The sequence below is a fragment of the Aeromicrobium sp. IC_218 genome (assembly GCF_004336805.1).
Classification (GTDB): domain Bacteria; phylum Actinomycetota; class Actinomycetes; order Propionibacteriales; family Nocardioidaceae; genus Aeromicrobium.
In genome coordinates this window covers 1-22,034 of sequence record NZ_SJXM01000018.1, presented here as the reverse complement: position 1 = coordinate 22,034, position 22,034 = coordinate 1, and the positions used below count along the sequence as shown (strand labels likewise).

At 72.4% G+C, this 22,034-nt stretch carries 25 protein-coding genes and 1 other RNA gene; 6 read left to right on the top strand and 20 right to left on the bottom strand.

The window, feature by feature from the left end; genetic code table 11:
* The first annotated feature begins 8 nt into the window (after positions 1-8).
* The gene (locus E0W78_RS15325; protein ID WP_131404804.1) at positions 9-1,895 is read left to right on the top strand and encodes a collagen-binding domain-containing protein; all 1,887 of its coding nucleotides are present in this window, start codon (positions 9-11) and stop codon (positions 1,893-1,895) included.
* Positions 1,896-1,950: 55 nt separating this feature from the next.
* Complete coding sequence (locus E0W78_RS15320; RefSeq protein WP_131404803.1) at positions 1,951-2,541, top strand: DUF6518 family protein; 591 nt, start codon at positions 1,951-1,953, stop codon at positions 2,539-2,541.
* Positions 2,542-2,544: 3 nt separating this feature from the next.
* Here the strand turns inward: E0W78_RS15320 and E0W78_RS15315 are convergent, their stop codons facing one another.
* Together E0W78_RS15315 and E0W78_RS15310 are read right to left on the bottom strand one after the other, a co-directional pair.
* Positions 2,545-3,426 (bottom strand): aldo/keto reductase, encoded by an 882-nt coding sequence (locus E0W78_RS15315; RefSeq protein ID WP_131404802.1) that lies wholly within the window; start codon positions 3,424-3,426, stop codon positions 2,545-2,547.
* A gap of 103 nt (positions 3,427-3,529) precedes the next feature.
* Entirely contained in the window at positions 3,530-4,975 is a 1,446-nt protein-coding gene (locus tag E0W78_RS15310; protein WP_131404801.1) for an MFS transporter, read from the bottom strand.
* A 94-nt stretch (positions 4,976-5,069) separates the two neighbouring features.
* Between E0W78_RS15310 and E0W78_RS15305 the strand changes: the two genes are divergently transcribed.
* Both E0W78_RS15305 and E0W78_RS15300 read left to right on the top strand, forming a co-directional pair.
* Positions 5,070-5,786, top strand: a complete 717-nt coding sequence (locus E0W78_RS15305) for a TetR/AcrR family transcriptional regulator (protein ID WP_131404800.1) — start codon at positions 5,070-5,072, stop codon at positions 5,784-5,786.
* Positions 5,787-5,830: 44 nt separating this feature from the next.
* The gene (locus E0W78_RS15300) at positions 5,831-6,679 is read left to right on the top strand and encodes a hypothetical protein (RefSeq protein ID WP_242686380.1); all 849 of its coding nucleotides are present in this window, start codon (positions 5,831-5,833) and stop codon (positions 6,677-6,679) included.
* A gap of 53 nt (positions 6,680-6,732) precedes the next feature.
* On the opposite strand, the gene ssrA is transcribed toward E0W78_RS15300, so the two are convergent.
* From ssrA to prfB, 7 genes are all read right to left on the bottom strand, one after another.
* Positions 6,733-7,102, bottom strand: a transfer-messenger RNA (tmRNA) gene (ssrA, locus tag E0W78_RS15295).
* Positions 7,103-7,171: 69 nt separating this feature from the next.
* Positions 7,172-8,059 (bottom strand): amidohydrolase family protein, encoded by an 888-nt coding sequence (locus tag E0W78_RS15290; protein ID WP_242686379.1) that lies wholly within the window; start codon positions 8,057-8,059, stop codon positions 7,172-7,174.
* On the bottom strand, positions 8,056-8,532 hold the full coding sequence (gene smpB / locus E0W78_RS15285) for an SsrA-binding protein SmpB (RefSeq protein ID WP_131404799.1): 477 nt from the start codon (positions 8,530-8,532) through the stop codon (positions 8,056-8,058). Before smpB ends, E0W78_RS15290 begins: the two co-directional genes overlap by 4 nt.
* 36 nt (positions 8,533-8,568) lie before the next feature.
* Complete coding sequence (locus E0W78_RS15280; protein ID WP_131404798.1) at positions 8,569-9,873, bottom strand: M23 family metallopeptidase; 1,305 nt, start codon at positions 9,871-9,873, stop codon at positions 8,569-8,571.
* 150 nt (positions 9,874-10,023) lie between these two features.
* Positions 10,024-10,944: a permease-like cell division protein FtsX gene (gene ftsX / locus E0W78_RS15275; protein WP_131404797.1), complete on the bottom strand. Its 921-nt coding sequence runs from the start codon at positions 10,942-10,944 to the stop codon at positions 10,024-10,026.
* 4 nt (positions 10,945-10,948) lie between these two features.
* A complete protein-coding gene (ftsE, locus tag E0W78_RS15270; protein WP_131404796.1) occupies positions 10,949-11,638 on the bottom strand; it encodes a cell division ATP-binding protein FtsE in 690 nt (229 codons plus the stop codon).
* A 61-nt stretch (positions 11,639-11,699) separates the two neighbouring features.
* Positions 11,700-12,812, bottom strand: coding sequence for a peptide chain release factor 2 (prfB, locus tag E0W78_RS15265; protein ID WP_131404795.1), 1,113 nt, complete (start codon positions 12,810-12,812; stop codon positions 11,700-11,702).
* Between the two features lie 75 nt (positions 12,813-12,887).
* Between prfB and E0W78_RS15260 the strand changes: the two genes are divergently transcribed.
* Positions 12,888-13,541: a YdeI/OmpD-associated family protein gene (locus E0W78_RS15260; protein ID WP_131404794.1), complete on the top strand. Its 654-nt coding sequence runs from the start codon at positions 12,888-12,890 to the stop codon at positions 13,539-13,541.
* Here the strand turns inward: E0W78_RS15260 and E0W78_RS15255 are convergent.
* From E0W78_RS15255 to E0W78_RS15245, 3 genes are read right to left on the bottom strand one after another with little or no spacing between them, the layout of a single operon-like run.
* Positions 13,538-13,798, bottom strand: coding sequence for a hypothetical protein (locus tag E0W78_RS15255; RefSeq protein ID WP_131404793.1), 261 nt, complete (start codon positions 13,796-13,798; stop codon positions 13,538-13,540). The two genes, E0W78_RS15260 and E0W78_RS15255, sit on opposite strands and share 4 nt — an antisense overlap.
* A gap of 47 nt (positions 13,799-13,845) precedes the next feature.
* Positions 13,846-14,568 carry a hypothetical protein gene (locus tag E0W78_RS15250; protein ID WP_131404792.1) on the bottom strand — a complete coding sequence of 241 codons (723 nt, stop codon included), beginning with the start codon at positions 14,566-14,568 and terminating at the stop codon, positions 13,846-13,848.
* Between the two features lie 39 nt (positions 14,569-14,607).
* Positions 14,608-15,396: a hypothetical protein gene (locus E0W78_RS15245; protein WP_165570533.1), complete on the bottom strand. Its 789-nt coding sequence runs from the start codon at positions 15,394-15,396 to the stop codon at positions 14,608-14,610.
* Between the two features lie 73 nt (positions 15,397-15,469).
* On the opposite strand from E0W78_RS15245, the gene E0W78_RS15240 reads away from it, so the two are divergent.
* The gene (locus E0W78_RS15240; RefSeq protein ID WP_131404790.1) at positions 15,470-16,288 is read left to right on the top strand and encodes a maleylpyruvate isomerase family mycothiol-dependent enzyme; all 819 of its coding nucleotides are present in this window, start codon (positions 15,470-15,472) and stop codon (positions 16,286-16,288) included.
* A 21-nt stretch (positions 16,289-16,309) separates the two neighbouring features.
* Here E0W78_RS15240 and E0W78_RS15235 read toward each other — a convergent pair whose 3' ends face one another.
* The 8 genes from E0W78_RS15235 to E0W78_RS15205 are packed head-to-tail and all read right to left on the bottom strand — an operon-like array spanning position 16,310 to position 21,721.
* Complete coding sequence (locus E0W78_RS15235) at positions 16,310-17,278, bottom strand: alcohol dehydrogenase catalytic domain-containing protein (protein ID WP_242686378.1); 969 nt, start codon at positions 17,276-17,278, stop codon at positions 16,310-16,312.
* Positions 17,269-17,718 (bottom strand): pilus assembly protein TadG-related protein, encoded by a 450-nt coding sequence (locus E0W78_RS15230; protein ID WP_131404789.1) that lies wholly within the window; start codon positions 17,716-17,718, stop codon positions 17,269-17,271. The genes E0W78_RS15235 and E0W78_RS15230 overlap by 10 nt, the downstream gene beginning before the upstream one ends.
* A complete protein-coding gene (locus tag E0W78_RS15225; RefSeq protein ID WP_131404788.1) occupies positions 17,715-18,149 on the bottom strand; it encodes a hypothetical protein in 435 nt (144 codons plus the stop codon). The genes E0W78_RS15230 and E0W78_RS15225 overlap by 4 nt, the downstream gene beginning before the upstream one ends.
* Complete coding sequence (locus E0W78_RS15220; protein WP_131404787.1) at positions 18,146-18,532, bottom strand: TadE/TadG family type IV pilus assembly protein; 387 nt, start codon at positions 18,530-18,532, stop codon at positions 18,146-18,148. Before E0W78_RS15220 ends, E0W78_RS15225 begins: the two co-directional genes overlap by 4 nt.
* Before the next feature lies 1 nt (position 18,533).
* Positions 18,534-18,704: a hypothetical protein gene (locus tag E0W78_RS16645; protein WP_165570532.1), complete on the bottom strand. Its 171-nt coding sequence runs from the start codon at positions 18,702-18,704 to the stop codon at positions 18,534-18,536.
* Positions 18,705-18,723: 19 nt separating this feature from the next.
* Positions 18,724-19,644, bottom strand: a complete 921-nt coding sequence (locus E0W78_RS15215) for a type II secretion system F family protein (RefSeq protein WP_131404786.1) — start codon at positions 19,642-19,644, stop codon at positions 18,724-18,726.
* The gene (locus E0W78_RS15210) at positions 19,641-20,492 is read right to left on the bottom strand and encodes a type II secretion system F family protein (protein ID WP_131404785.1); all 852 of its coding nucleotides are present in this window, start codon (positions 20,490-20,492) and stop codon (positions 19,641-19,643) included. The genes E0W78_RS15215 and E0W78_RS15210 overlap by 4 nt, the downstream gene beginning before the upstream one ends.
* Entirely contained in the window at positions 20,477-21,721 is a 1,245-nt protein-coding gene (locus E0W78_RS15205) for an ATPase, T2SS/T4P/T4SS family (RefSeq protein WP_131404784.1), read from the bottom strand. The genes E0W78_RS15210 and E0W78_RS15205 overlap by 16 nt, the downstream gene beginning before the upstream one ends.
* Positions 21,722-22,034 lie beyond the last annotated feature (313 nt).

The following is a 22,034-nucleotide window of genomic DNA, read 5'->3' as shown; positions in this document are numbered from 1 at the left end:
GAGGACCCATGCGCGGGACGTCGTGGACCAGGCTCGTCACGTGCCTCGCGCTGGTGGGCGCGTGGTCCATCGGGGGCATCGCGCAGGCTCCGCCCGGGCACGCGCTCGAGCCGGTCAACCCGGTCGTCGTCGACCCGGCCGACCCCGCCAACACCGGCTTCCTCGTCTTCGTCGAGGGTGACGTCACGCTCAGCTCGGACGAGTCGGAGGGCACGATCGCGCTCGGCGGCGACCTGCACCTGCGCAGCCCGTACAACGTCGCGGCCGGCGCCGCTCCCGTGCGGACCACGTACGTGGCGCCGGGCGACTCCCGCCCCACGTACCTGCACGTCGCGGGCGGCATCGACTGGGGCGCGTTCACCGGAGCGGTGTACGTGGAGAACCAGGGCTTCACCAAGGTCGGCGACCCGTCGACCTACGACGCCTACGACCGCGACACGAACGGCGCCCTGGTCAACTACCGTCTCGTCCCCGAGGGTGCCGGATACTCCTCCCCCGTGTTCGTCGAAGGACGCTCGAACGCCCAGACCCCGCAGTCGGTCGGCGAGCCGGTCGACCTCGACTTCGCCGGCTCGTTCGCCACGTACCGCGACCTCACCCAGCAGATGGCCGCGTGCGCCGACACGCTGCAGCTGCTCGACGACTCCGGCCAGCCGCTGGACCGACCGATCGCCGACGGGGCGCGCGGCCGGCTCGACCTCACCCCCGGACGCACCAACGTGCTCACTCTCAGTGCGTCCGACCTCGACGCGCTCGCCGAGATCACGTTCGTCGATCAGCCGACCGCCGCGACGCCCCTGCTCGTCAACGTCACGGGACCGGCGTTCTCCGGGAGCGTCCCGAACCTGGCCGGAGTCTCCGCCCTGCAGGCGCCGTACATGCTGTGGAACTTCCCCGACGCGACGAGCGTCTCCATCGGCGCCGGTGACTCGATCGAGGGCACCCTGTACGCGCCGAACGCCGCGCTGCGCTGGATCCCGACCCAGAACATCGAGGGCAACGTCGTCGCGGCGAGCTTCGTCCACGGTGACGCTCCCCGCGGCACGCCGCGCGAGATCCACGACTTCCCGTTCGCGACCACGCTGTCGTGCGCGGCCGCCCCGCCCCCGTCGGCCGAGCTGACCCTGGTCAAGCAGGTCGTCAACGACGACGACGGTGCAGCGGCCCCCGACGACTTCACCCTGGACGCCGACGGCCCGGTGGACGTCGAGGGCGAGACCGGCACGGCGGACGTCACGGACGTGGTCGTGCCGCCGGGTGACTACGACCTGTCCGAGTCCGGGCCCGCCGGGTACGAGACCGACGGCTGGACCTGCGACGGGGGCACGCTCACCGACGACACGGTGACGCTCGTCGACGGCGACGACGTCACCTGCACGATCGTCAACGACGACGTCCCCGTGGGACCGGCGCCGCTCCCCTCGCCCGAGCTGACGCTGGTCAAGGAGGTCGTGAACGACGACGGCGGCACCGCCGAGCCGGGAGACTTCACGCTCGCGGCCGACGGGCCCACCCCCGTGGCAGGCGTCACGGGCGACGCGGCCGTGACGGACGCGACGGTGGGCGCCGGCGAGTACGACCTGTCCGAGGTCGGCCCGACCGACGACTACGACCCGTCCGCCTGGACCTGCACCGACGGCACGCTCGACGGCGACGTCCTGACCCTCGCCGACGGCGACGACGCCACCTGCACGATCGTCAACGACGACGTCCCGCCCGACGGAACCGGAGGCTTCGACGACGTCACGGACGACGGTGCCGCCGGAGGGGACGGCAGTCCCGTCGGCTTCCTGCCCGACACCGGCGCACCCGCCGGGCTGGGTCTCGTCGCGGTGGCCGTGGCCTGCGTCGCGACGGGTACCGCATTGCTCGTCCGCGCCCGCCGCCGCGCCTGAGCGGCACGAGGAGACCCTCCGCCGGCGCGGGGACGGGGTGCACTAGCGTCGCGGCGTGCGTCTCGTGGTCCGGTCCCTCGCCGTCGTCCTGGTGACCGGCTTCGTCCTCGGCGTGCTGACGTCGTTCGGCCAGAAGCTGCTGCCCGACGAGGTCTCGTCCTTCGCGAACTCCAGCGGCTCGTGGTCGCTCGTGGCGTTCCTGCTCGCCCTGCGCGCCCCGCGGCTCGGGGTGGCCCTGGTCGGCGGAGCGCTCGCGCTGTGGGCCCTGCTCGCCGGCTACCTCGTGGCGTCCGAGCTCCGCGGGTTCGCCACCTCGTCCTGGCTCGTGACGTTCTGGGGTGCGGCCGGCCTGGTGGCCGGCCCCGCGCTCGGGCTGGGCGCCTGGTGGTCGCGCTACGGCACCGCGGTCCAGGGCGGCCTCGGCGCCGGGACGCTGGCCGGCGTGCTCGTCGGCGAGGGCGTCTACGGCCTGACCGTCGTCGGCGACACCACCGCGCCCGAGTACTGGTGGGGCCAGGTCGGCGCCGGCGTGCTCGTGTGGCTGGTCGCCACCTGGTGGCACCGCTCGGTGACGACGTTCGCCACCGCGCTGGTCACCGGCGCGGGCGTCGCCGCCGTCTTCCTCGCCCTCTACGACCGCGTCTGAGCCTCAGTCTCCGGATGCGGTGAGCTCGGCCACCTCGTCCGGGCTGAGCTCCAGGTGCACGGCCTTCGCCGAGTCGGTGATGCTCTCGGGCCGGGAGGCACCGGGGATCGGGATGACCGTGGGCGACAGGGCCAGCTCCCAGGCCAGCGTGACCTGGTACGGGCTGACGCCGTGCGCCTCGGCGACCCGGCCGAACGCGGCGTGCCGCTCGGACAGCTCCCGAGCCTGCTTCATCCCACCGAGCGGGCTCCAGGGCAGGAAGGCCAGGCCGAGCTCGGCGCACAGCGCGAGCTCGGGGTGGCTGGACCGGAAGGCGGGCGAGAACTGGTTCTGCACGGCGACGAGCCCGTCCCCCAGCACCCGGTGGGCCAGCTGGATCTGCTCGGGGTCGGCGTTGGAGATGCCCGCTGCCCGGATGACACCGTCCTGCAGCAGCTCGGCGAAGGCACCGAGCGTCTCCTCGTACGGCACGTCCGGGTCGGGGCGGTGGTACTGGTACAGGTCGATCGCCTCGACGCCCAGCCGCGACGCGGACGCCCGCGCCGCCTCGCGGATGTGCTCGGGACGTCCGTCGAGCGTCCAGGTGCCGTCGGGCTGGCGCTGGTGGCCGCCCTTCGTCGCCACGAGGACGTCATCGGTGCTGCCACCCCACGAGCGCAGCGCCTCGGCGACGAGCGACTCGTTGTGGCCGGTCTCGTCGTGGCCGACCTCGTCCGCGCCCAGGTGGTAGGCGTCGGCGGTGTCGATGAGGGTCACGCCGGCGTCGAGGGCGGCGTGGACGGTCGCGATCGACCGCTCGCGGTCGGGGCGTCCCTCGACCGACATGGGCATGCCGCCCAGCCCGATCGCGCTGACCTGCCTGTCGCCGATGCGTCGCTGCTGCATGGAAGCTCCTCGCTGCGGTCCCCCGCGGTCCGGACGACGCGCGGGCGCTCTCGACGCTAGCCGTTCTGCGTCCGCCCGCGACCCGAGCGCCCGTCCGGTCCGGTCAGTGCTCCTCGGTGCTGCGCGAGTCGGTCAGCCGGCTCGAGCCGTACCCCGCCACGACGCCCACCAGCACCGCGGTGAGCAGGAACGCGACCTGCTCGCCGTGCACGAACGACGACACCGTCGCCGCGGTCCACGCCCCGGCCGGCGTGCTGCCCAGCGCGGCGGCCAGCGCCGTCCCGACCAGGGCGGCGCCGACGCTGGTGCCGACCTCCTGGGCGGTGTCGTTGAGCGCGGTGCCGACGCTCGTGCGGTTCGCCGGCATCGCGTCGACGAGGGCGATCGCGCAGACGGTCATGATCACGCGGAGCCCCGCCGTCAGCACCACCATCGCCGCGACGACCGGGACGTAGCCGTGCGGGATCGCCACCGCCAGGCCGAGCATCGCCACGCTCATCACCGCCACCGCGAGCAGGCACCCGACGCGGTGTCCCAGGCGTCCGGCGGCGAGCTCGGCCAGCGGCGTGGCCAGCAGCATCGTGGCGACGACGGGCAGCATGGCGAACCCGGCCCGCACCGGGCTCCACCCGTAGGCGTCCTGGAAGTGCAGGGTCAGGGCGAACATCGAGACCATCATCGCGACGCTGCCGCCGAGCTGGGCCAGCACCGCGCCCCGCAGCGCCGGCGCGCGCAGCAGCGCGAGGTCGAGCATCGGGAACACCGCGCGCCGCTCCCGGACGACGAACAGCACGGCCGCGGCGAGCGCGCCCAGTCCGGTCGCCACGGTGACCGGGGCCAGCCAGCCCCGCTCCACCCCGGACGTCAGGACGTACGCACCGAGGCCGAGCGCGGCCATCGTCAGGACCGCCGCCGGCACGTCCAACGGGGCGCCGTGCAGGTCCTCGGTGCGGTCCGGCGCGATGCCCACGCGCACGCCGCACCACGCCACGACGGCGATCGGCACGTTGACCAGCAGCAGCCAGTGCCAGCTCAGGTGGGCCAGCGCGGTGCCGGCCAGGATCGGCCCCAGCGCGAACCCGGTCATGCCGACGACGACCATGACCGAGATGGCCCGCATCCGCAGCGCCTCGGTGTCGAACAGCCGGTAGACCAAGGACATCGTCACCGGTGCCATCGCGGCGGCCGCGACCCCGAGCGCCGCCCGGAGCACGATGAGCTGTCCGGCGCTCTCCACCGTCATGGCGAACGCGCTGACGACGCCGAACGCGGCGATGCCGGCGAGCAGCACCCGGCGCCGCCCGAACCGGTCGGCGATCGTGCCGGCGGTGAGCAGCAGCCCGCCGAAGGTGAGCGCGTAGGCCCCGGTCACCCACTGCAGCGCGAGCGGGCCCGCGTCCAGGTCTCGGGCGATGGTCGGCAGCGCGATGGTCAGGACGGTGTTGTCCACCATCTCGACGAAGAACGCGAGGGCGAGCGCCGTGAGCGGCAGCCAGGCCTGGCGCAGGGAGGTGGGTCCGGGCGGGGCCGGGAGGGTGGTCGTGGACATGGCGTCCTCCGTTCTCGAACAACGTTCGGTTATCGAACGCGGTTCGATGATAGAACGCTGTTCGGTCGCGGGCAAGACCTGCTTCAATGGCTCCATGCCGTCCTCCCCCACGTCCGCCGCCGCAGGCCCTGCCGGATCCCGGAAGCGGGCCCAGCACTCGCTCGAGAGCGTCGTGCTCGGCACCGTCGCGCTGCTCGACGAGGCGGGGGCCGACGCCCTGACGTTCCGCGCCCTGGCCGCACGGCTGGGCGGAGGCGTCGGCAGCATCTACTGGTACGTCGGCAGCAAGGACGAGCTCGTGGGGCGGGCCGCCGACCACGTGCTCGGCGAGGTCTCCGCGGCCACGACGCTGCCGGACGACGCCGACCCGGTCGACAACGTCCGCGCCCTCGCGATGGCCGTCTACGAGGCGATCGCCCGACGCCGCTGGCTCGGCGCGTACCTCATGCAGGACTTCGGCTTCCAGCCGAACAGCATGGCCCTCTACGACCGCATCGGACAGCAGCTGCAGCGGCTGCCGCTCACCACGCGCCAGCGCTTCCACGCGGTGTCCGCCGTCATCGGCTACGTCGTGGGCGTCTCGGCCGAGCTCGACCACGGGCCGGCCGCGATCGAGGAGATGGCCGACGACGAGCGTGAAGCGTTCCTGGAGCGGCTCCGCACGACGTGGCGCGCCGTCGACCCGGCGACGCACCCGTTCCTGGCCGAGGTCACGGAGGAGTTCGAGCAGCACCGCGACGAGGACCTGTTCGCTGCCGGGCTCGACCTGCTGCTGGCCGGCCTGCGCCAGCAGGCGAGTGCCGCGGAGTAGGACGTAGCGCTCGCCGCCCGGCCCGGTCGGGCACACTGAGCCCCGTGACGTCACCGATGCACCGCCTCGACCGCGCCACACGGACCTTCTGGCGGCTGCGCGGCCGCCCGGTCGACCTCGTGGGCGCAGAGCGCTGGCTCGACGGCCCCATGCACGCCGGACAGCACGTCGGCGACACCTGGCTGCACGCCGAGGCGACCCGCGTCGGCGGCGTCGTCGCCGACCCGACCACCGAGGCCGGCCTGCTCGCGTCCATGGAGCTCCTGGACGGTCCCGGCTTCCGGGCCGCCGACCTGCACCCGCTCGTCCGCGACTTCTACGAGCGCACCTCGACCTGGCGGATGGAGGTGTGGACGCAGTGGAACCCCGTGCTGCAGCCCGGCGGCGAGCTCGTCACGCGGCTGTTCGGCCGGCGGGTCCAGCAGCTCGCGCTCCCCACCCGGCCGCTCGACGTCGCGCACGGCATGGACAGCCGGGTCGTCCCGATCCTCGACGCGGACGGCGTCCAACGCGCCGCTGGCTGGCTGCGCACGCTCCGCTCGACCGGTGAGTACGTCTTCAGCGGCTGCTACTCGGTGCGCCGCCTCCCGACGTCGGACCGTCCCAGCGTGAGCGTGGTGTTCCCCCTGGAGTCGGGCAACGTGCAGGTGTTCCTGCGGCCGGACGTCCTGCCCGGCGGGGCGCTGGGGCTGACGTCGACGTCCGGCTCGTTCGGCCAGGACGGCACGTACGTCGTCGTCGACTCGCGCGGGACGCACGCCGCGCGCGTGCCCCTGCACGAGACCTTCCGCGTCTTCGTGGACGACGAGGGCACGCTGCGCACCGACCATGAGCTCCGGCTGCGGTCCGCCCGGGTCATCCGACTGCACTACAAGCTGACGCCCGGCGCCTGAGGACGTGCGGAAACGACGAAGGGCCACCTCGCGGACGAGGTGGCCCTTCTGGCGCGTGGAGCTGCCGGGAATCGAACCCGGGTCCTCTGACGCAGCTTCAGGACTTCTCCGGGTGCAGTTCGTCTGTCGCTTTTCTCAGCCCCGACGCTCGGACGAACGCGTCGTCGACAGGCTCAGCCACGAAAAAGTCCCGGTCACGCCCCGTGGCACGGCGTGACCAGCAAGTCCCCTAGATGAGACGGATGATCTGGATCGGGAACACTCCAGGTCCGCCCTTCACCAGTCGCTGTCAGGCAGCGAGGGTGAAGTCAGTGCGCTTGTTCTCGGCACTTGTGAGTTTCCATGGATCGTTAAAGAGATGACCATGGGTCCTCTACCCGCTTCTCCTGAACCGTACGACCAAAGTCGAAACCGTTCAGCCCCTTGTGGTGTTGTCAATGCCGGTCGCCCGGCTGTCCTACTGTACCGGTTCCAACCACGTCCGGCGCCCGGTCATTCCCCGACGGGGCCTTCGACGCCGAACAGGCGCGCTCCGTTGTGCCACAGCACGTCGCGCAGCCAGTCGCGACCGAGGTCGAGGCCGACGAGCGACTCGACCTGGTGCGCGTACGGGTACGGGATGTTCGGGAAGTCCGTGCCGAGCAGGATGCGGTCCTGCAGCTCGACGACCTTCGGCAGCAGCGTCGGGTCGTGCGGCGTGCCGAAGAAGTCGACCCAGACCATCGTCGTGTCGAGGTGGACGTTCGGGTGGTCCGCCGCCAGGGCGAGGAACTCGTGCGACTCCGGCATGCCGAGGTGGGCGATCACGAGGGTGAGGTCCGGGTAGCGGCGCAGCACGTCGGCCACCTGCTGCGGGCCGGTGTGCTCGCCGGGCATCGGGCCGGACCCGGCGTGCAGCACGACCGGGGTGCCGGACGCCTGCAGCGTCTCCCACACCGGGTCGAGCAGCGGGTCGCGCGGGTCGAACTCCCCCACCTGGACGTGCGCCTTGAACACCTCGACGCCGTCCTCGACCAGCCGCGGCACGTACTCGGCGGCCGACGGCTCGGGGAAGAACGTGCCCGACCACAGGCAGTCGGGCTTGTCGGCGGCGAAGTCGCGGCCCCAGTCGTTCATGAACTCGGCGACGCCCGGCTTGTGCGCGTACGACAGGGCCGAGAACCGCGAGACGCCGAGCGCCCGAAGCTGGGCGACCCGCTCGTCGTCGGTGCCGCGGTAGGTGATCGGCCAGGGACGTCCGAGCTTGGGGCCGGCGGCGTCGAAGTAGGCCCACACCGCCTGCAGGATCTTCGGCGGCATGAAGTGCACGTGGACGTCGAACAGTCCCGGCAGGCCGAGGTCGTGGACGAGCCCGGGGACGTCCTCGTCGCGCAGGGTCACAGGCCCTTGAGCCGGCGTCCGACCTCGCGCTCGGCGTCGCGGGTGGCCTGGCGCTCGGCGATCGCGTGGCGCTTGTCGTAGGACTTCTTGCCGCGGGCCACCGCCAGCTCGACCTTCGCGCGGCCGTCCTTGAAGTACAGCGCCAGCGGGATGAGCGACATGCCCTTGGTGTCGACGCGCTGCTCCAGCTTGGCGATCTCGCGCTTGTGCAGCAGCAGCTTGCGCCGGCGGCGGGTCTCGTGGTTCGTCCACGTGCCGTTCAGGTACTGCGGGATGTGCACCTGCAGCAGCCACGCCTCGCCGTGGTTGTCGATCTCGGCGAAGCCGTCGACGAGCGACGCGCGCCCCTCGCGCAGGGATTTCACCTCGGTGCCCATGAGCACGAGGCCCGCCTCGACGGTGTCCTCGATGAGGTAGTCGTGACGCGCCTTCTTGTTCTGGGCGATCATCTTCTGACCGGTCTCCTTGGGCACGGGACCAGTCTAGTCACCCGGTGGCGACGGGCGCCGCTACAGCCAGTTCATCGGGTTCGTCGTCGAGCCGTTGACCAGCACCATGAAGTGCAGGTGGCAGCCGGTCGAGTACCCGGTGGAGCCGACGTAGCCGATCACGTCGCCGCGGCTGACGCGCGCGCCGGACGAGCGGCGGTACGCCGACAGGTGGTTGTAGGTCGTGATGACGCTCTTGCCGCGCATGACGCCGTGGTTGATGATCACGCGGTTGCCGTAGCCGGCGTTGTAGTACTGCTCGATGATCCGGCCGGACGCCGCCGCGCGGATCGGCGTGCCGCAGCCGACGCCGAAGTCGGTGCCGTCGTGCAGCTTGTAGATGCCAGTGACCGGGTGCAGGCGCATGCCGTAGCGGCTGGTGATCGGGCCGCTGACCGGGTGCATGAGGCTGCTGGAGCCGCTGTCGCTGGAGTCGCCGCTGTCGCCGTTGCCGCCCTTGTTCGCGGCCGCCCGGCGGCGCGCCTCGGCCAGCTCCTGCCGGACGATCGCCTGGAGCCGGGCCTGGACGCGGGAGCGCTCGGCCTCGAGCGCCGCGACCTTGGCGGCGTCCGCGGCCTGGATCTTGGCCGCGGCCTTGCGGGCGACCTCGCGCTCGCCGACCAGGCCGGCGACCTTGGTGGCCTGTACCTCGGCGTCGGCCTCCAGCTCGCGCATGCGGACGAGGTTGGCGGCAGCCTGCTCGCGCTGCTTCTTGACCTGGTCGCGCAGCTTCTCGACCGCGTCGCGCTCGATCTGCAGCATGACCTTGCGGGCGTCCAGGCGCTGCAGCTCGGCGGCCTGGGCGTCGGCGATGGAGCTGTTGATGCTCATCTGCTCGGAGAACTCCGAGGTGCTCTTGCCCTGGAGCAGGCCACTGACGGCGCGCAGGCTCGGGTCACCCTGCTGCAGCGTCTCGATCGCGAACTGCTGGATGCCGACCTCGGCCTTGGCCAGCTCCTTCTCGGACTTCTCGAGGCTGCGCTCGGCCGCCTCGAGGCGGGCCTGGGTCTGCTCGAGCTTGCGCTGCATCTCGGCGTCACGGCGCTGCGCCTCGGCCAGCTGGGCGCGGGTCTCGCTGAGCCGCGCCTGCGCCTTGTCGAGCACGGCCTGGGCGGCCTTCAGCTTCTTCGCCGCCGCGGCGTAGGCCTTGGACGACTCGTCGTAGCTCTGCTGGGCGTCCTCGATCTTGCCGTTGACCTCGCGCTTGCGGTCCTTGAGGTCGGACTTGTCGTCGGCGACGGACGGCGCCATCGCGCCGATGCCCAGCGCGAGGGCCAGGAGTGCCGAGACGGCGGCACGCCGGCGCCCGACTGCGAGCTTGACCATGTATCCACCTCAGGGGGAAGGGACCGCGAACGGCCGTCTGGGGCGCACGTGACTGCTGTGACCGAACCGACCATAACGCAAAAGTCTCAACTACTGCTTCATGCATCGGCCGCGCGTCGCCGGACCTGAGCCCGGCGACGCGGCCGGACGTCAGACGTCCAGGTACTTGCGGGTCATGACCAGCGTCGGGACGAGGGCCAGGACGAGCGCGAGCACGACCGTCCAGCCCATCACGACCGCCGACTCCGACCAGCTCACCCAGGTGGTGATCGTGCCGAGGTTGTCGCGCAGGTAGCCGTAGACGACGAACTTCATGAACGCCGCCAGGCCCGCGCAGGCCAGCGCGGCCGAGGCCAGCGCGGCGACCAGCGACTCGAGCAGGAACGGCAGCTGGATGTGCCAGCTGGACGCGCCGACCAGGCGCATGATGCCGATCTCGCGGCGGCGCGCGTAGGCGGTCATCCGGATCGTGTTCGACACCTGCAGCACGGCGGCGACGATGAGCACCAGCGACGTGCCGAGCGCGGCCCAGCGCATCTTGTCGAGCAGCTCGAACAGCGGGCCGAGCAGCTGCTTGAGCGAGCTGACGCTGTCGACGCCCTTCATGCCGGACAGCTCGCTCTGCAAGCCGTCGGAGTCGTCACGGTCGACGAGCGTGACGTTGTAGGACTGCGGGAACGCCTCGACCGTCAGCGAGTCGAGCGTCTTGCGGCCCGTCGCGTTCTGGTTGTAGACGGCCTTGGCCTTCTCGAAGTTCTGCTCCGGCGTGCGGATCTCGAAGGTCTTGACCTCCGGGTTCTGGTCGAGCACGGCCTCGACGGCCTCGCGGTCGGCGTCGGAGGCGGCGCCGTCGACGCAGTTCGCGCTCGGCGACAGCTCGGTGCACAGGTTGACCTGCACCTGGAGCCGGTCGCCGTAGTAGCGCTCGGTGCGGTCGGCCTGGGACTGCATCAGCAGGCCGAGCGCGGCCAGCAGCAGCGAGACGGTCATGGTGACGACCAGCGAGATCGTCATGGACTTGTTGCGCGAGAGGCTGACACCCAGGTCGGCCAGGGCGGTGCGGACGCTCATCGGATCACCCCTGGTAGCCGTAGTTGCCGCGGGACTCGTCGCGGACGACCTGCCCGTTCTCGAGCTGGATGACGCGCTTGCGCATCTGGTCGACGATCGAGGAGTCGTGGGTGGCCATGACGACCGTCGTGCCGGCGCGGTTGATCCGGTCGAGCAGCTTCATGATGCCGACGGACGTCGCGGGGTCGAGGTTGCCGGTGGGCTCGTCGGCGATGAGGATCATCGGCCGGTTGACGAACGCGCGGGCGATCGCGACGCGCTGCTGCTCGCCGCCGGACAGCTCGTCGGGGAACCGGTGGCCCTTGTTCTCCAGGCCGACCAGCTCGAGCGTCTCGGGGACGACGGCGTTGATCTCGGCGCGCGACTTGCCGATGACCCGCAGCGCGAACGCGACGTTGTCGTGCACCGTCTTGTTCGGCAGCAGCCGGAAGTCCTGGAAGACCGTGCCCACCTGGCGGCGCAACTTCGGCACCTTCCAGCTCGACAGCTTGTTGATCTCCTTGCCGGCGACGAAGACGCGTCCGCGCGAGGGGCGGGCCTCACGCAGCACGAGTCGCAGGAAGCTGGACTTGCCCGAGCCGGAAGCACCGACGAGGAAGACGAACTCGTCCTTCGCGACCTCGAGGTCGACGGAGTCGAGGGCCGGCCGCTTCTGCCCGGGGTAGGTCAAGGAGACCTTGTCGAAGCGAATCACTCGGTCGAGTGTATGGACCCGGCCGAGGGCTTCAAGGCAGGCTCGCCGGGCCCGGCCGGACTCAGGCCGCGGTCGACGTGCTGCGGCGCCAGCGGATGCCGGCCTCGATGAAGTCGTCGATCTCGCCGTCGAGCACGGCCTGGGTGTTGCCGGTCTCGTGCTCGGTGCGCAGGTCCTTGACCAGCTGGTACGGGTTGAGGACGTAGTTGCGCATCTGGTCGCCCCAGGACGCCTGCACGTCGCCGCGCAGCTCGTCGAGCTGGGCGCGCTCCTCGGCCTTCTTCAGCGCGAGCAGCTTGGCCTTGAGGATGACCATGGCCGACGCCTTGTTCTGCAGCTGGCTCTTCTCGTTCTGGCAGCTGACGACGGTGCCGGTCGGGATGTGGGTCAGGCGCACGGCCGAGTCGGTCGTGTTGACGCTCTGGCCACCGGGGCCGGACGAGCGGTAGACGTCCACGCGGATCTCGTCCTCGGGGATGTCGACCTCGTCGGTCTGCTCGAGCACGGGCACGACCTCGACGGCGGCGAAGGACGTCTGGCGGCGGCCCTGGTTGTCGAACGGCGAGATGCGCACGAGGCGGTGGGTGCCGGACTCGACCGACAGCGTGCCGTACGCGTACGGCGCCTTGACCGCGAAGGTGACCGACTTGATGCCGGCGCCCTCGGCGTAGGAAGTGTCGTAGACCTCCAGCGGGTACTTGTGACGCTCGGCCCAGCGCTGGTACATGCGCTGCAGCATCTCGGTGAAGTCGGTGGCGTCGTCGCCGCCGGCGCCCGAGCGGATGGTCACGATGGCCTCGCGCTCGTCGTACTCGCCCGACAGGAGCGTGCGGACCTCGAGCGCCTCGACCGCCTTGTGCAGGCGCGTGATCTCGGCCTCGGCCTCGGCCATCGAGTCGGGGTCGCCCTCGTCCTGGGCCAGCTCGACGAGCACCTCGACGTCGTCGATGCGCTGGCGCAGGCCCGAGACGCGCTCGACCTCGGCCTGCAGCACCGAGAGACGTCCGGTGACGCGCTGGGCGTTCGCCTGGTCGTCCCACAGGTCGGGGGCACCGACCTGCTCCTGGAGCTCGTCGATCTCGGCCTGGATCTTGGGAAGGTCCAGCACCTTCTCGATCGACGTCATCGTCTGGTCGAGGGCCTTGAGCTGCTCACCGAAATCCACTGTCGCCACGGTCCGAGGCTACAGGCTGGGGCGTCGGCGCTCACGGTCGCGCCGGGTGTCCCCGCCCGGTGGGAGGCTGGGGCCATGAGCATCGGCACCCCGGGCGGCACCCCCGAGCGTCCGTGCGTGTTCTTCCGCGACGCCGCGGAGTTCCGTGCGTGGCTCGAGGCGAACCACGACACCGCCACCGAGCTGTGGATGGGCCTGCGCAAGAAGCACGTCCCCGACCGCGGCCTCACCTGGGAGGACGCCGTGCCCGAGGCGCTGTGCTTCGGCTGGATCGACAGCGTGGCCCAGCGCATCGACGACGACGTCCGGCGCCAGCGCTGGACCCCGCGCAAGAAGGCCAGCACCTGGAGCGCGGTCAACGTCGCGCACGTCGAGCGCCTGGTCGCCGAGGGACGCATGACGCCGGCCGGGCTTGCCGCCTACGAGCGGCGCACGCCCGAGCGCACCGGCACGTACTCGCACGAGAACGACGACGAGCTCACGCCCAAGATGCTGGCCCGGCTCGAGGCCGACCCGGTCGCGAGCGCCTGGTGGCACGGGGCCAGCGCCACGTACCGCCGCGTGTGCGCGCACTGGGTGGTCTCGGCCAAGCGCGAGGCCACCCGCGAGAGCCGGTTCGAGACGCTGCTCGACGACAGCCGGCACGGACGGCTGGTGCCGTTCCAGCGCTACGGCGACGAGCCGCGCTGGTGCGCACGGCTGCGCGAGCAGCTGGGCCTGCCGGGCTAGGCGTCGTCGCGGGCCCGCTGCACCGCCCACACGCCGAGCGCGGCGACGAGCAGGCCGATGCCCAGCCAGGCCGCGGCGGCGATGGCGTCCCCGGCGGTCAGCAGCCGCGCGGTGGGCGAGTCGGCGAAGGCGTCCAGCGGCAGCAGCGAGAGCACCCGGCCGGACGACGTGAAGAGCAGGAGCAGCAGCACGTTGCGCAGCAGGCCGCCGGAGCGGCTGTCCGGGCGCTCGGCCCGGTCCTCGCGGTGCTCGTCCATGGCTCCTATCGTCCCGCACGCGCGCCGGCGGAGCGGACGCAGGTCCGTCACTGCGGAGCGGTGATGGTGATCTGCTCGCCGAGCGCGTACATCTCGGCGGTGCTCTGCGCCGCCGAGCCGTCGACGGTGGCGTCCAGCTCGATCTTGACCGGGCTGAGCGTGCGGTCGAGCCACACGACGTGCCGGGTCACACGGGTGAGGTCGTCGGGGGCGTAGGGCGCAGTCACGCTGACCGGCCACGCGTCCTGCACCGTCCCGCCCTGGCGCAGCTCGATCGTCTGCGGGCGTCCGACCCGCCAGGTGCCCGAGTCCGCCAGGGACACCGTGTCCACGACGAAGTCGCCGGTGAGGGAGTCGGCGAGCTGCGCGGCCATCTGCTGCTCCTTCTCCCCGTCCGGGTCGCTCTCGACCCACCCGTCCTCGGTCTGCAGCCAGGCCTGGTCGCCGATCACGACGAAGTCCTGGGACCCGCCGGACTCGTACCCCTTCGGGTCGCCCAGGCTGTAGGTGACGTTCACGACGCCACCGTCCTGGCCGGCCGACAGCGTCTGGCGACCGGTGACGTGGGCCTCGAGCGAGTCGTCGATGCAGGTGGCGAGGTCGGCGCCCCGCACCCGGGCGCCGGCCTCGACGCCGAGACCGGCGCAGGACGCCGGCTGCTGGTAGGCGCCGTCCCGCTGGGCGGTGAGCGTGACGGGCTCGTCGTCCTCGCCCGTGCACCCGGCGACGGTCAGCAGGGCGAGGGCCAGGACGGCGACGGTGCGGCGCATGCTCCGCACCCTAGTCGCGCGGGCCGCCGGCACCGCCGGTCACTGCGGGGGCGTGATCGTCTGCGGCTCGCCGAGCTGGCTGAAGTAGCGGGTGACGGTGGTGGTCGTGCCGTCGGTGGTCACGGTGGCCTTCATGCCGACCGGGGCCAGCGTGTCGTCGTCCAGCCACAGCACGGCGTCCTTCACCGAGGTGCCGTCAGCGGTGAACGGGGCGGACTCCAGCGGCCAGGCGGTGACCGTGGTGCCGTCCGGCTGGTCGACCTTCTCGGTGCGGGCACCGACGGTCCAACGCTTCGAGCCTCCGACCAGGTCGACGACGGTGCCGGGGTCGGCGACGGGCGCGACCAGACCGCCGATGTCGGCGGCGATCATCTCGTTCTCGTCGCCGTCCGGGTCGGACTTCGCCCAGGTGTCCCCCAGGTCGACCCAGGTGGTGGGCGGCACGACGACGAGCCCGATCGGGCCGTCGGAGCTCTGCACCTCGCCGGCGTACGCGACGTCGTCGGCCCAGGTGAAGCGGATCGTGGCGCTGAGGTCGTCGCCGACGACCTGCTCGACGCCCGAACCGGCCTGCTTCAGCGCGTCGTCCAGGCACGTGGCCAGGGCGCGACCCTGGGCGTCCGCGCCGGCGTCGAGACCGAGCTCGGCGCAGCTGGCCGGCAGGTCGGACGACGAGGACGGGGTGGCGCTCGGCGTCGGCGTGGCCGACGGCGAGGCGGAGGTGCTGGTGGGGCTCGGCTCCGCCTGCGGCTCGTCGTCCCCGCCCGAGCAGGCGGTGAGCAGCAGCACGGACATCAACGCGGCGCCTGTGGCGCGAACCCCCAGCATGCTGACGACCCTAGCCAGGTCGGGCGCGGCTCTCATCCCGGACGCGGACCGCGCGTCCCCTACGGTGACGCCCATGACGGACACCTCTCCCCTGCAGCACGAGATCGACGTCTGGTGGCAGGCGGTGAACGCGTTCGCCGACCTGCTCGACGGCCTGTCGGACGACGAGTGGCGGCTCGCGACCGACCTGCCCGGCTGGGACGTGCACGCCGTGGCGGCGCACACCGCGCACCTGGAGCACCTGACCGCCGGCGGCCGGCACAAGGACGTAGCGTTCGAGCGTCCCGGGCACGTCCGCAGCGACATGGGCATGTTCACCGAGGCCGGCGTGCTGGCCCGGGCCGACCGCACCGGCGACGAGCTGGTCGAGGAGATCCGCACGAGCGCGGGCCGGCGCCGCGAGCACCTCGCCACCGAGCCGCCGACCGACCCGGACGCGCCGGCGATCGGCCTGTTCGGCGCGATCGGCTGGTCGACCCGCACGCTGCTGCGCAACCGTCCGCTGGACGTGTGGATGCACGAGCAGGACGTGCGCCGTGCCGTCGGACGTCCGGGCGGGCTCGACTCCCCCGCGGCGGCGCACGTCGTGGACTACCTGACCGAGAGCCTCGGCTACGTGCTGGCCAAGCGGCTGAAGGAGGCGCCCGGCACGTCGGTCGTCCTGCACGTCGAGGGGCACGAGCCGGTGACCGTGTCGGTGCGCGACGACGGACGCGGGGCGGTGACACCCGGAGCGTCCGAAGACACCACCGCGACGCTGGTGCTCGACCGCGAGGCATTCGTCCTGGCCGCCGGCGGACGGCGTCCGGTCGGGCTCGACGCCGCCCGCAAGGTCGAGGGCGACGAGAAACTCGCCGGTCGCCTGCTCGCCGGCATGGGCGTCACCCCTTAGCCGGCCGGCGAGCAGGGCCGGTCAGGCTCCGTGCGGCGCGACGACGGCGCGGCCGGCGAGCTCGCCGGCCTCGAGCTTGCGGTAGGCCTCGAGCGCGTCGTCGATCGAGAAGATCTCGACCTCGGGCGTGATCTGGCCGGCGCGGTACATGTCGACGACCTCGTGGAGCTCCTCGATCGTGCCCCAGTACGTGCTGGTGAGCTCGACCTCGTAGGGCGCGCCGTAGAAGTTCCAGCCGAAGGTGCCGTTGCCGATGCCCACGACGGTGACGCGGCCGCGCAGCGCGACGACCGACATGGCCAGCGCGATGGTCGGGTCGACGCCGACGAAGTCGAACACCGCGTCCACGCCCTTGCCACCCGTGGCCTCGCGGATCCGGTCCGCCTGACCCTCGCCGCCGGCGACGGTGACCGCACCGTTCGCGGCCGCGCGCGCCATGGCGTCCTCGCGGGTGTCGGTGGCGATGATGGTGGCACCGGTGAGCGCGGTGAGGATCTGCACGGCGATCTGGCCGAGGCCGCCCAGGCCGATGACGAGGGCGTGCTTGCCGCCGCCGGCCAGGGTCGGCAGGGCGAGCTTGATCGCGTGGTACGGCGTGAGGCCGGCGTCCGAGAGCGGCGCGGCGGCGACCGGGTCGGCGTCGCCGAGCGGCACGAGGTTGCGGGCCGGCACCGCGACGTACTCGGCCATGCCGCCGTCGCGGCCCAGGCCGGTGGCCAGGTACGGCATGGTGGCGGCGTTCTCGCAGTAGGTGTCCTGCCCGCGGGAGCAGGCGCGGCAGTGACCGCAGCCGGTGGGGCCGTAGACGAGGTAGGCGTCGCCGACCTCGATCCCGGTGACGCCCTCACCAAGCGCCTCGACCCAGCCGGAGCTCTCGTGACCGAGGACGAACGACGGCTTGAGCTGCGCGGGCCCGAAGTCGGCGTCGAAGTCGCGGAACACGGCGCCGTCGGAGTGGCACGCGCCCGCTCCGGCGACCTTCAGCAGCACCTCACCGGGTCCGGGCGTGGGCTTGTCGATCTCACGCAGTCCAGCCGTAGGGACGCGTGCGCGTCCGCGCGGACGATCGCGGCCCGGGGCATCCCGGGCACGGTGAACGCGAGCGACTCGGGCCGGGTCAGACGGACCCGGACGCCGTCCGGCGTGGTCACGACCTCCATGCCCGTGACGCCGTGACCGGCCACGTGCTGGGCGACGAGCCGACGGGCCTGCACCGGGTCGAGCGGCGCGTCCTGGCCGAGTCCCTGCGTGTAGACGGCCTGCTCGCGCAGGCCGTCCGCCGCGGCCAGGGCAGCGCCGTCGGCCAGGTGCCCGAGGTCCTGCCGCGCGAGGTAGGCATCGGTCGCGTTGACCACCACGACGCTGAGCAGGGCGACGACCAGGAAGAACCCCACGATCATCACGCTCGCGTAGCCGTCGTCGCGCCTCATCGCGGAGCCTCCGCGCGGTACGACCCGTAGGGCTCGGTGTGGGTGCTGCCGACCGCGACCGACGCGATCGGGCCACCCAGGACGTCCGGAACGAACGGGAGCCGCTGCGACCCGGACACGGTGACCCGGACCGACGAGCCCGGGCGCAGGCAGTCCGCCGGGGTCGGCCGGCAGACGACGTCGACGCGCGCCCCTTCGACGCCGCGCCCCTCGAGCGTGGTCGCGGCGGCCAGCTGGGCCCGGGACTGGGCGGCCGCGAGGTCGGGCGCGCGCACGTACGCCTTCGCCGCCGCGGCACTCGCCGCGGACGTCGCGTACGCCGCGCGCTGCACCTCCAGCACCGACAGCAACAGGTAGACGAGCGGCACGACCAGCAGCAGGACCAGCCAGACCATCTCGATGGTCGCGCTGCCCCGCTCGTCGCGGATCACGGCTCGACCTCCGCGAGCGCCCGGCCCTCGACCTCGACCGTGATGCCCGGACCCCAGAGGCCGAGCGGCGGCACCGAGGCCTGGGCGCGGACGACCGTGGCCGGGAGTCCGCCGACGCTGGTGCGGGCGGCGGTCACGTCTCGCGCGAACCGGTCGGCGATCGAGGTGCTGATCATCTGCCGGGCGCGCTCGCTCCCGTCCGCCGGCGTCGCGCCCAGCGAGGCCGACACGCGGGCGCCCTCGGTCGCCGCGGCCTCGAGCGTGTTGCGCACGTGCAGCACGAGCGCGACCTGCATGACGCCGAGCACGAGCGGCACCAGGACGAGCATGACGAGCACGAAGTCGACCACGGCCGAACCGCGCTCGTCCCGGGCCCGGGGCACGTCACCCGCCGACGGACGACAGCGCGGTCGTGAGCATGTTGCGCAGCTGGGGTCCCGCGATCGCGGTGAGAGCCGCCACGAGCCCGGCGGTCATGACCGTGACCATGACCCACCCCGGCACGTCCCCTCGTTCGTCGCGCCGGCGCCACGCGCGGCTGAGCAGTCGATTCATCAGTTCCCCCTGTGATCGGTCACGTTCCGGACGTGAGGCTGAGCCCGATGAGGCCCGGGTAGAAGGCGAAGACGACGGTGACGGGAAGGATCAGGAAGACGACCGGAAGCATCATCGCCACCTCGCGACGGCCGCCCAGCTCCATGAGCTCGCGCCGGCCCGACTCCCGGACGTCCGCGGCCTGCGCGTGCAGGACGTCCACGAGCGGCGTTCCGCGGTCGACCGCGACGGCGAGCCCCTCGGCGAAGCGGGCCAGCGACGCCAGCCCCGTGCGCGCCGCGAGGTCGTCGAGCGCGCGGGTCATGGTCGTGCCGGTGCGGACGTCGGCCAGCACGCGGGCCAGCTCGCGCGAGAGCTCCCCGTGGCTGACCTTCACGACGCGCTCCAGCCCCGCGGTCGGCCCCTCCCCCGCGGCCACCGCGAGGGCGAGCAGGTCGGCGACGGTCGGCAGCTCCTCTCGCATGCGCTGCTCGCGTCGGTTGACCTGCGCGGTCAGCGCGTTGTCGCGGGCGAGCACCCCGACGATAGCGCCGACCAGGCACAGCACGAGCAGCGCGGGCGACGACGCCCCGGCACCGACGAGCCACCACAGCGAGACCCCCGCGCAGACGGCGAAGCCGGCCACGCCCCACAGCACCTGCTGCACGCGGAAGCCGGCGACGGTCTGACCACCGCCCAGCCGGGCGAGACGCTGCTCGACGCTCAGCGTGCCGCCCAGCAGCCGTCCGAGCCGCTCGCCGGCCCACGCGAGGGCCGGGGCGAGCAGTCCGCCCCACGTGCCGCGCTGAGCGACGGCGTACGCGTCGGGCTGCACGTCGCGCACATACGGGGCGACCCGGTCGTAGAGGGCCGGTCGACGTCCTCGGGCCCACGTGGCGACGAGGAGCAGCAACCCGCAGGCGAAGGCGGCACCGACCGCACCGCCGAGCAGCATCGTCATGCCAGGATCCTCCGTTCGGTGGGGAGGCGCCCGATCAGCAGCATCAGCCGGTAGGCCGCGAGGCACGCGACGGCGCCGACCGCGAGGACGAGCGGCCCGGCGCCCTCCGCGAAGCGGACGATGACGTCGCGCTGGAAGCTCATGAGCAGCAGGACGATCCACGGCGCCGCCACCGCGAGCTTCGCACCGGTGACGGTCCAGGACTGGCGCGACTCCAGCTCGCGCCGCGTGCGCAGGTCCTCGCGCAGGAACCCCGACAAGGAGCGGAGCATCCGGCCGAGGTCACCGCCACCGACGTCGCGGGCGATCCGGAGCGCCTCGACGACGCGGTCGCCCACCGGATCCGCCAGACGATCCTTGAGCCGGTCGAGACTGTCGTGGAATCGCCCGGTCGCCTGGTAGTCGCGCCCGAAGGCGACGAACGGCTCGCGCAGACCCTCCGGACCGCGCTCACCGAGCTGCTGCAACGCCTCGGGCAGCGAGAGGCCGGCCCGGACCGCGGACGCGAGGTTGTCGACGGCGTCGGGCCACAGCGCCGCCAGCTCGCGCGTCCGGCGCGCGGCACGGGCCCGGAGCACACCCACCGGCAGGACCGCCGCCATGGCTCCGAGGGCGAGACCGACGACGCCGACCCCGGAGATGCCGGCGACCGTCACGAAGACGAGCACGAACGTGCCCCCGCACAGGCCGACCAGGCTGCGCAGGCGGACGTCCGGGATGCCCGCTCGCACCAGCAGGGACGTGCGCGACGTCTCGGCCCGCCCTGCGGGGCGCCACGTCGGGTCGACCCACGTCCACCACAGGAGCGCTAGGCCAGCGCCGAGCGCCAGGCCTACGAGGCTGCCCATGCGTCCGTCCCCAGGAGCTCGTCGAGGTCGATGCCGGCCTGCACGAACGCGTCGCGTCGTGCGGGGATCCCGCCCGCACGCTCCAACCGGCCGTCTCGCCGGACGAACACCGGCTCGGTCTCGATGGTGTCGTTCTCCACGCGCCCCGTCACGGCCACGACCTCGCGGACGCCACGCCGCCCGTCCGGGTCCATGCCGGTGTGCACCACGAGGTCGACCGAGCTGGCGACCGTCGGGACCACGAACCGGCTGCCGATGTTCTCGCCGGCCAGCAGCGGCAGCGTGCACATCTTCACCAGCGCCTGCCGGGCCGAGCTGGCGTGGATGGACGCCATGCCCGGGAGCCCGGCGTTCAGGGCGAGCAGCAGGTCGAGGCACTCGGCCGCTCGGACCTCGCCGATGATCAGCCGGCTCGGTCGCATGCGCAGCGCTTCCTTCACGAGGTCGCGCAGCGTGACCTCGCCCGTGCCCTCGAGCCCGGCCTGGCGAGTCTGCAGACTGACCCAGTCGGGCACACGGCACTGGAGCTCGTAGACCTCCTCGAGCGAGATCAGGCGCTGGCTGCCCGGGATGGCCGAGGCGAGACAGTTGAGGAGCGTCGTCTTGCCGGCCTGCGTCCCGCCCGAGACCACGATGTTGAGGCCCGCCCGGACGCTCGCGGCGAGGAAGTGCGCCGCGTGCTGGTCCAGCGTGCCGAGGCCGACCAGGTCGTCCAGGGTGTGGGCCGCCGCAACGAACTTGCGGATGTTGACCGCTGCGAAGCCCCGGCTGATTCCTTCGAGGACGACGTGGAGACGGTGCCCGCCCGGGAGCATCGCGTCGACGAACGGCGTGGAGAGGTCGAGCCGGCGGCCGGACGTGGACAGCATCCGCTCGACGAGCTCGCGGACCTGCTCGGTCGTGAGCATCACGCTGGTGAGCTCGTGCGTGCCGTTACGGGCGACGAAGACGCGGGCCGGGTCGTTGATCCAGATCTCCTCGACCGTCTGGTCGTCCAGGAACGGTTGCAGCGGTCCGAGCCCACTGACGTCGGCGACCAGGCGCTCGACCTCGACCTCCGGCTCGGACAGGGCCGACACCGAGCCGGTCAGGCTGCGCTGATCGTGCTCGCGCACGACCTCGCGGGCGATGCGCTGGACCTCGCCCGTCTCCGCGACCGGGTCGATGCGCTGGGCGCGCACCGCGAGGCGCACCTTGTCGGCCAAGGTCGCGGACGCGCGATCACCCATGGCATGCCTTCCCCCGAATGGCACCTACCTCTCGATCGTCACCGCAACAGCAGGCGAGAGGCAACCCCTCACGTCGTTCTGTGGACGCATCGGGACGTCCGTCCGAAGGCGATCCGCGTCTCTGAGCTCGGGCCCGGAGAACGACGGAAGGCCCACCACGTGTCCCGTGGTGGGCCTTCCGTCATGAATGGCTGCGAGGCCGCCCCGGTGTGTTGGGGCGGCCTCGCGCACTAGAAATTGTCCGGCGACGTCCTACTCTCCCACCCCCTCCCGGGGGCAGTACCATCGGCGCTGAGAGGCTTAACTTCCGGGT

Bases quoted from the DNA above. Each gene is read 5' to 3' on its own strand.
- E0W78_RS15325 (WP_131404804.1), top strand. From the start codon at position 9: ATGCGCGGGACGTCGTGGACCAGGCTCGTCACGTGCCTCGCGCTGGTG.
- E0W78_RS15315 (WP_131404802.1), bottom strand. From the start codon at position 3,426: ATGCAGCAGCGACGCATCGGCGACAGGCAGGTCAGCGCGATCGGGCTG.
- E0W78_RS15310 (WP_131404801.1), bottom strand. From the start codon at position 4,975: ATGTCCACGACCACCCTCCCGGCCCCGCCCGGACCCACCTCCCTGCGC.
- E0W78_RS15305 (WP_131404800.1), top strand. From the start codon at position 5,070: ATGCCGTCCTCCCCCACGTCCGCCGCCGCAGGCCCTGCCGGATCCCGG.
- E0W78_RS15280 (WP_131404798.1), bottom strand. From the start codon at position 9,873: ATGGTCAAGCTCGCAGTCGGGCGCCGGCGTGCCGCCGTCTCGGCACTC.
- ftsX (WP_131404797.1), bottom strand. From the start codon at position 10,944: ATGAGCGTCCGCACCGCCCTGGCCGACCTGGGTGTCAGCCTCTCGCGC.
- E0W78_RS15260 (WP_131404794.1), top strand. From the start codon at position 12,888: ATGAGCATCGGCACCCCGGGCGGCACCCCCGAGCGTCCGTGCGTGTTC.
- E0W78_RS15255 (WP_131404793.1), bottom strand. From the start codon at position 13,798: ATGGACGAGCACCGCGAGGACCGGGCCGAGCGCCCGGACAGCCGCTCC.
- E0W78_RS15250 (WP_131404792.1), bottom strand. From the start codon at position 14,568: ATGCGCCGCACCGTCGCCGTCCTGGCCCTCGCCCTGCTGACCGTCGCC.
- E0W78_RS15245 (WP_165570533.1), bottom strand. From the start codon at position 15,396: ATGCTGGGGGTTCGCGCCACAGGCGCCGCGTTGATGTCCGTGCTGCTG.
- E0W78_RS15240 (WP_131404790.1), top strand. From the start codon at position 15,470: ATGACGGACACCTCTCCCCTGCAGCACGAGATCGACGTCTGGTGGCAG.
- E0W78_RS15230 (WP_131404789.1), bottom strand. From the start codon at position 17,718: ATGAGGCGCGACGACGGCTACGCGAGCGTGATGATCGTGGGGTTCTTC.
- E0W78_RS16645 (WP_165570532.1), bottom strand. From the start codon at position 18,704: ATGAATCGACTGCTCAGCCGCGCGTGGCGCCGGCGCGACGAACGAGGG.
- E0W78_RS15215 (WP_131404786.1), bottom strand. From the start codon at position 19,644: ATGACGATGCTGCTCGGCGGTGCGGTCGGTGCCGCCTTCGCCTGCGGG.
- E0W78_RS15210 (WP_131404785.1), bottom strand. From the start codon at position 20,492: ATGGGCAGCCTCGTAGGCCTGGCGCTCGGCGCTGGCCTAGCGCTCCTG.
- E0W78_RS15205 (WP_131404784.1), bottom strand. From the start codon at position 21,721: ATGGGTGATCGCGCGTCCGCGACCTTGGCCGACAAGGTGCGCCTCGCG.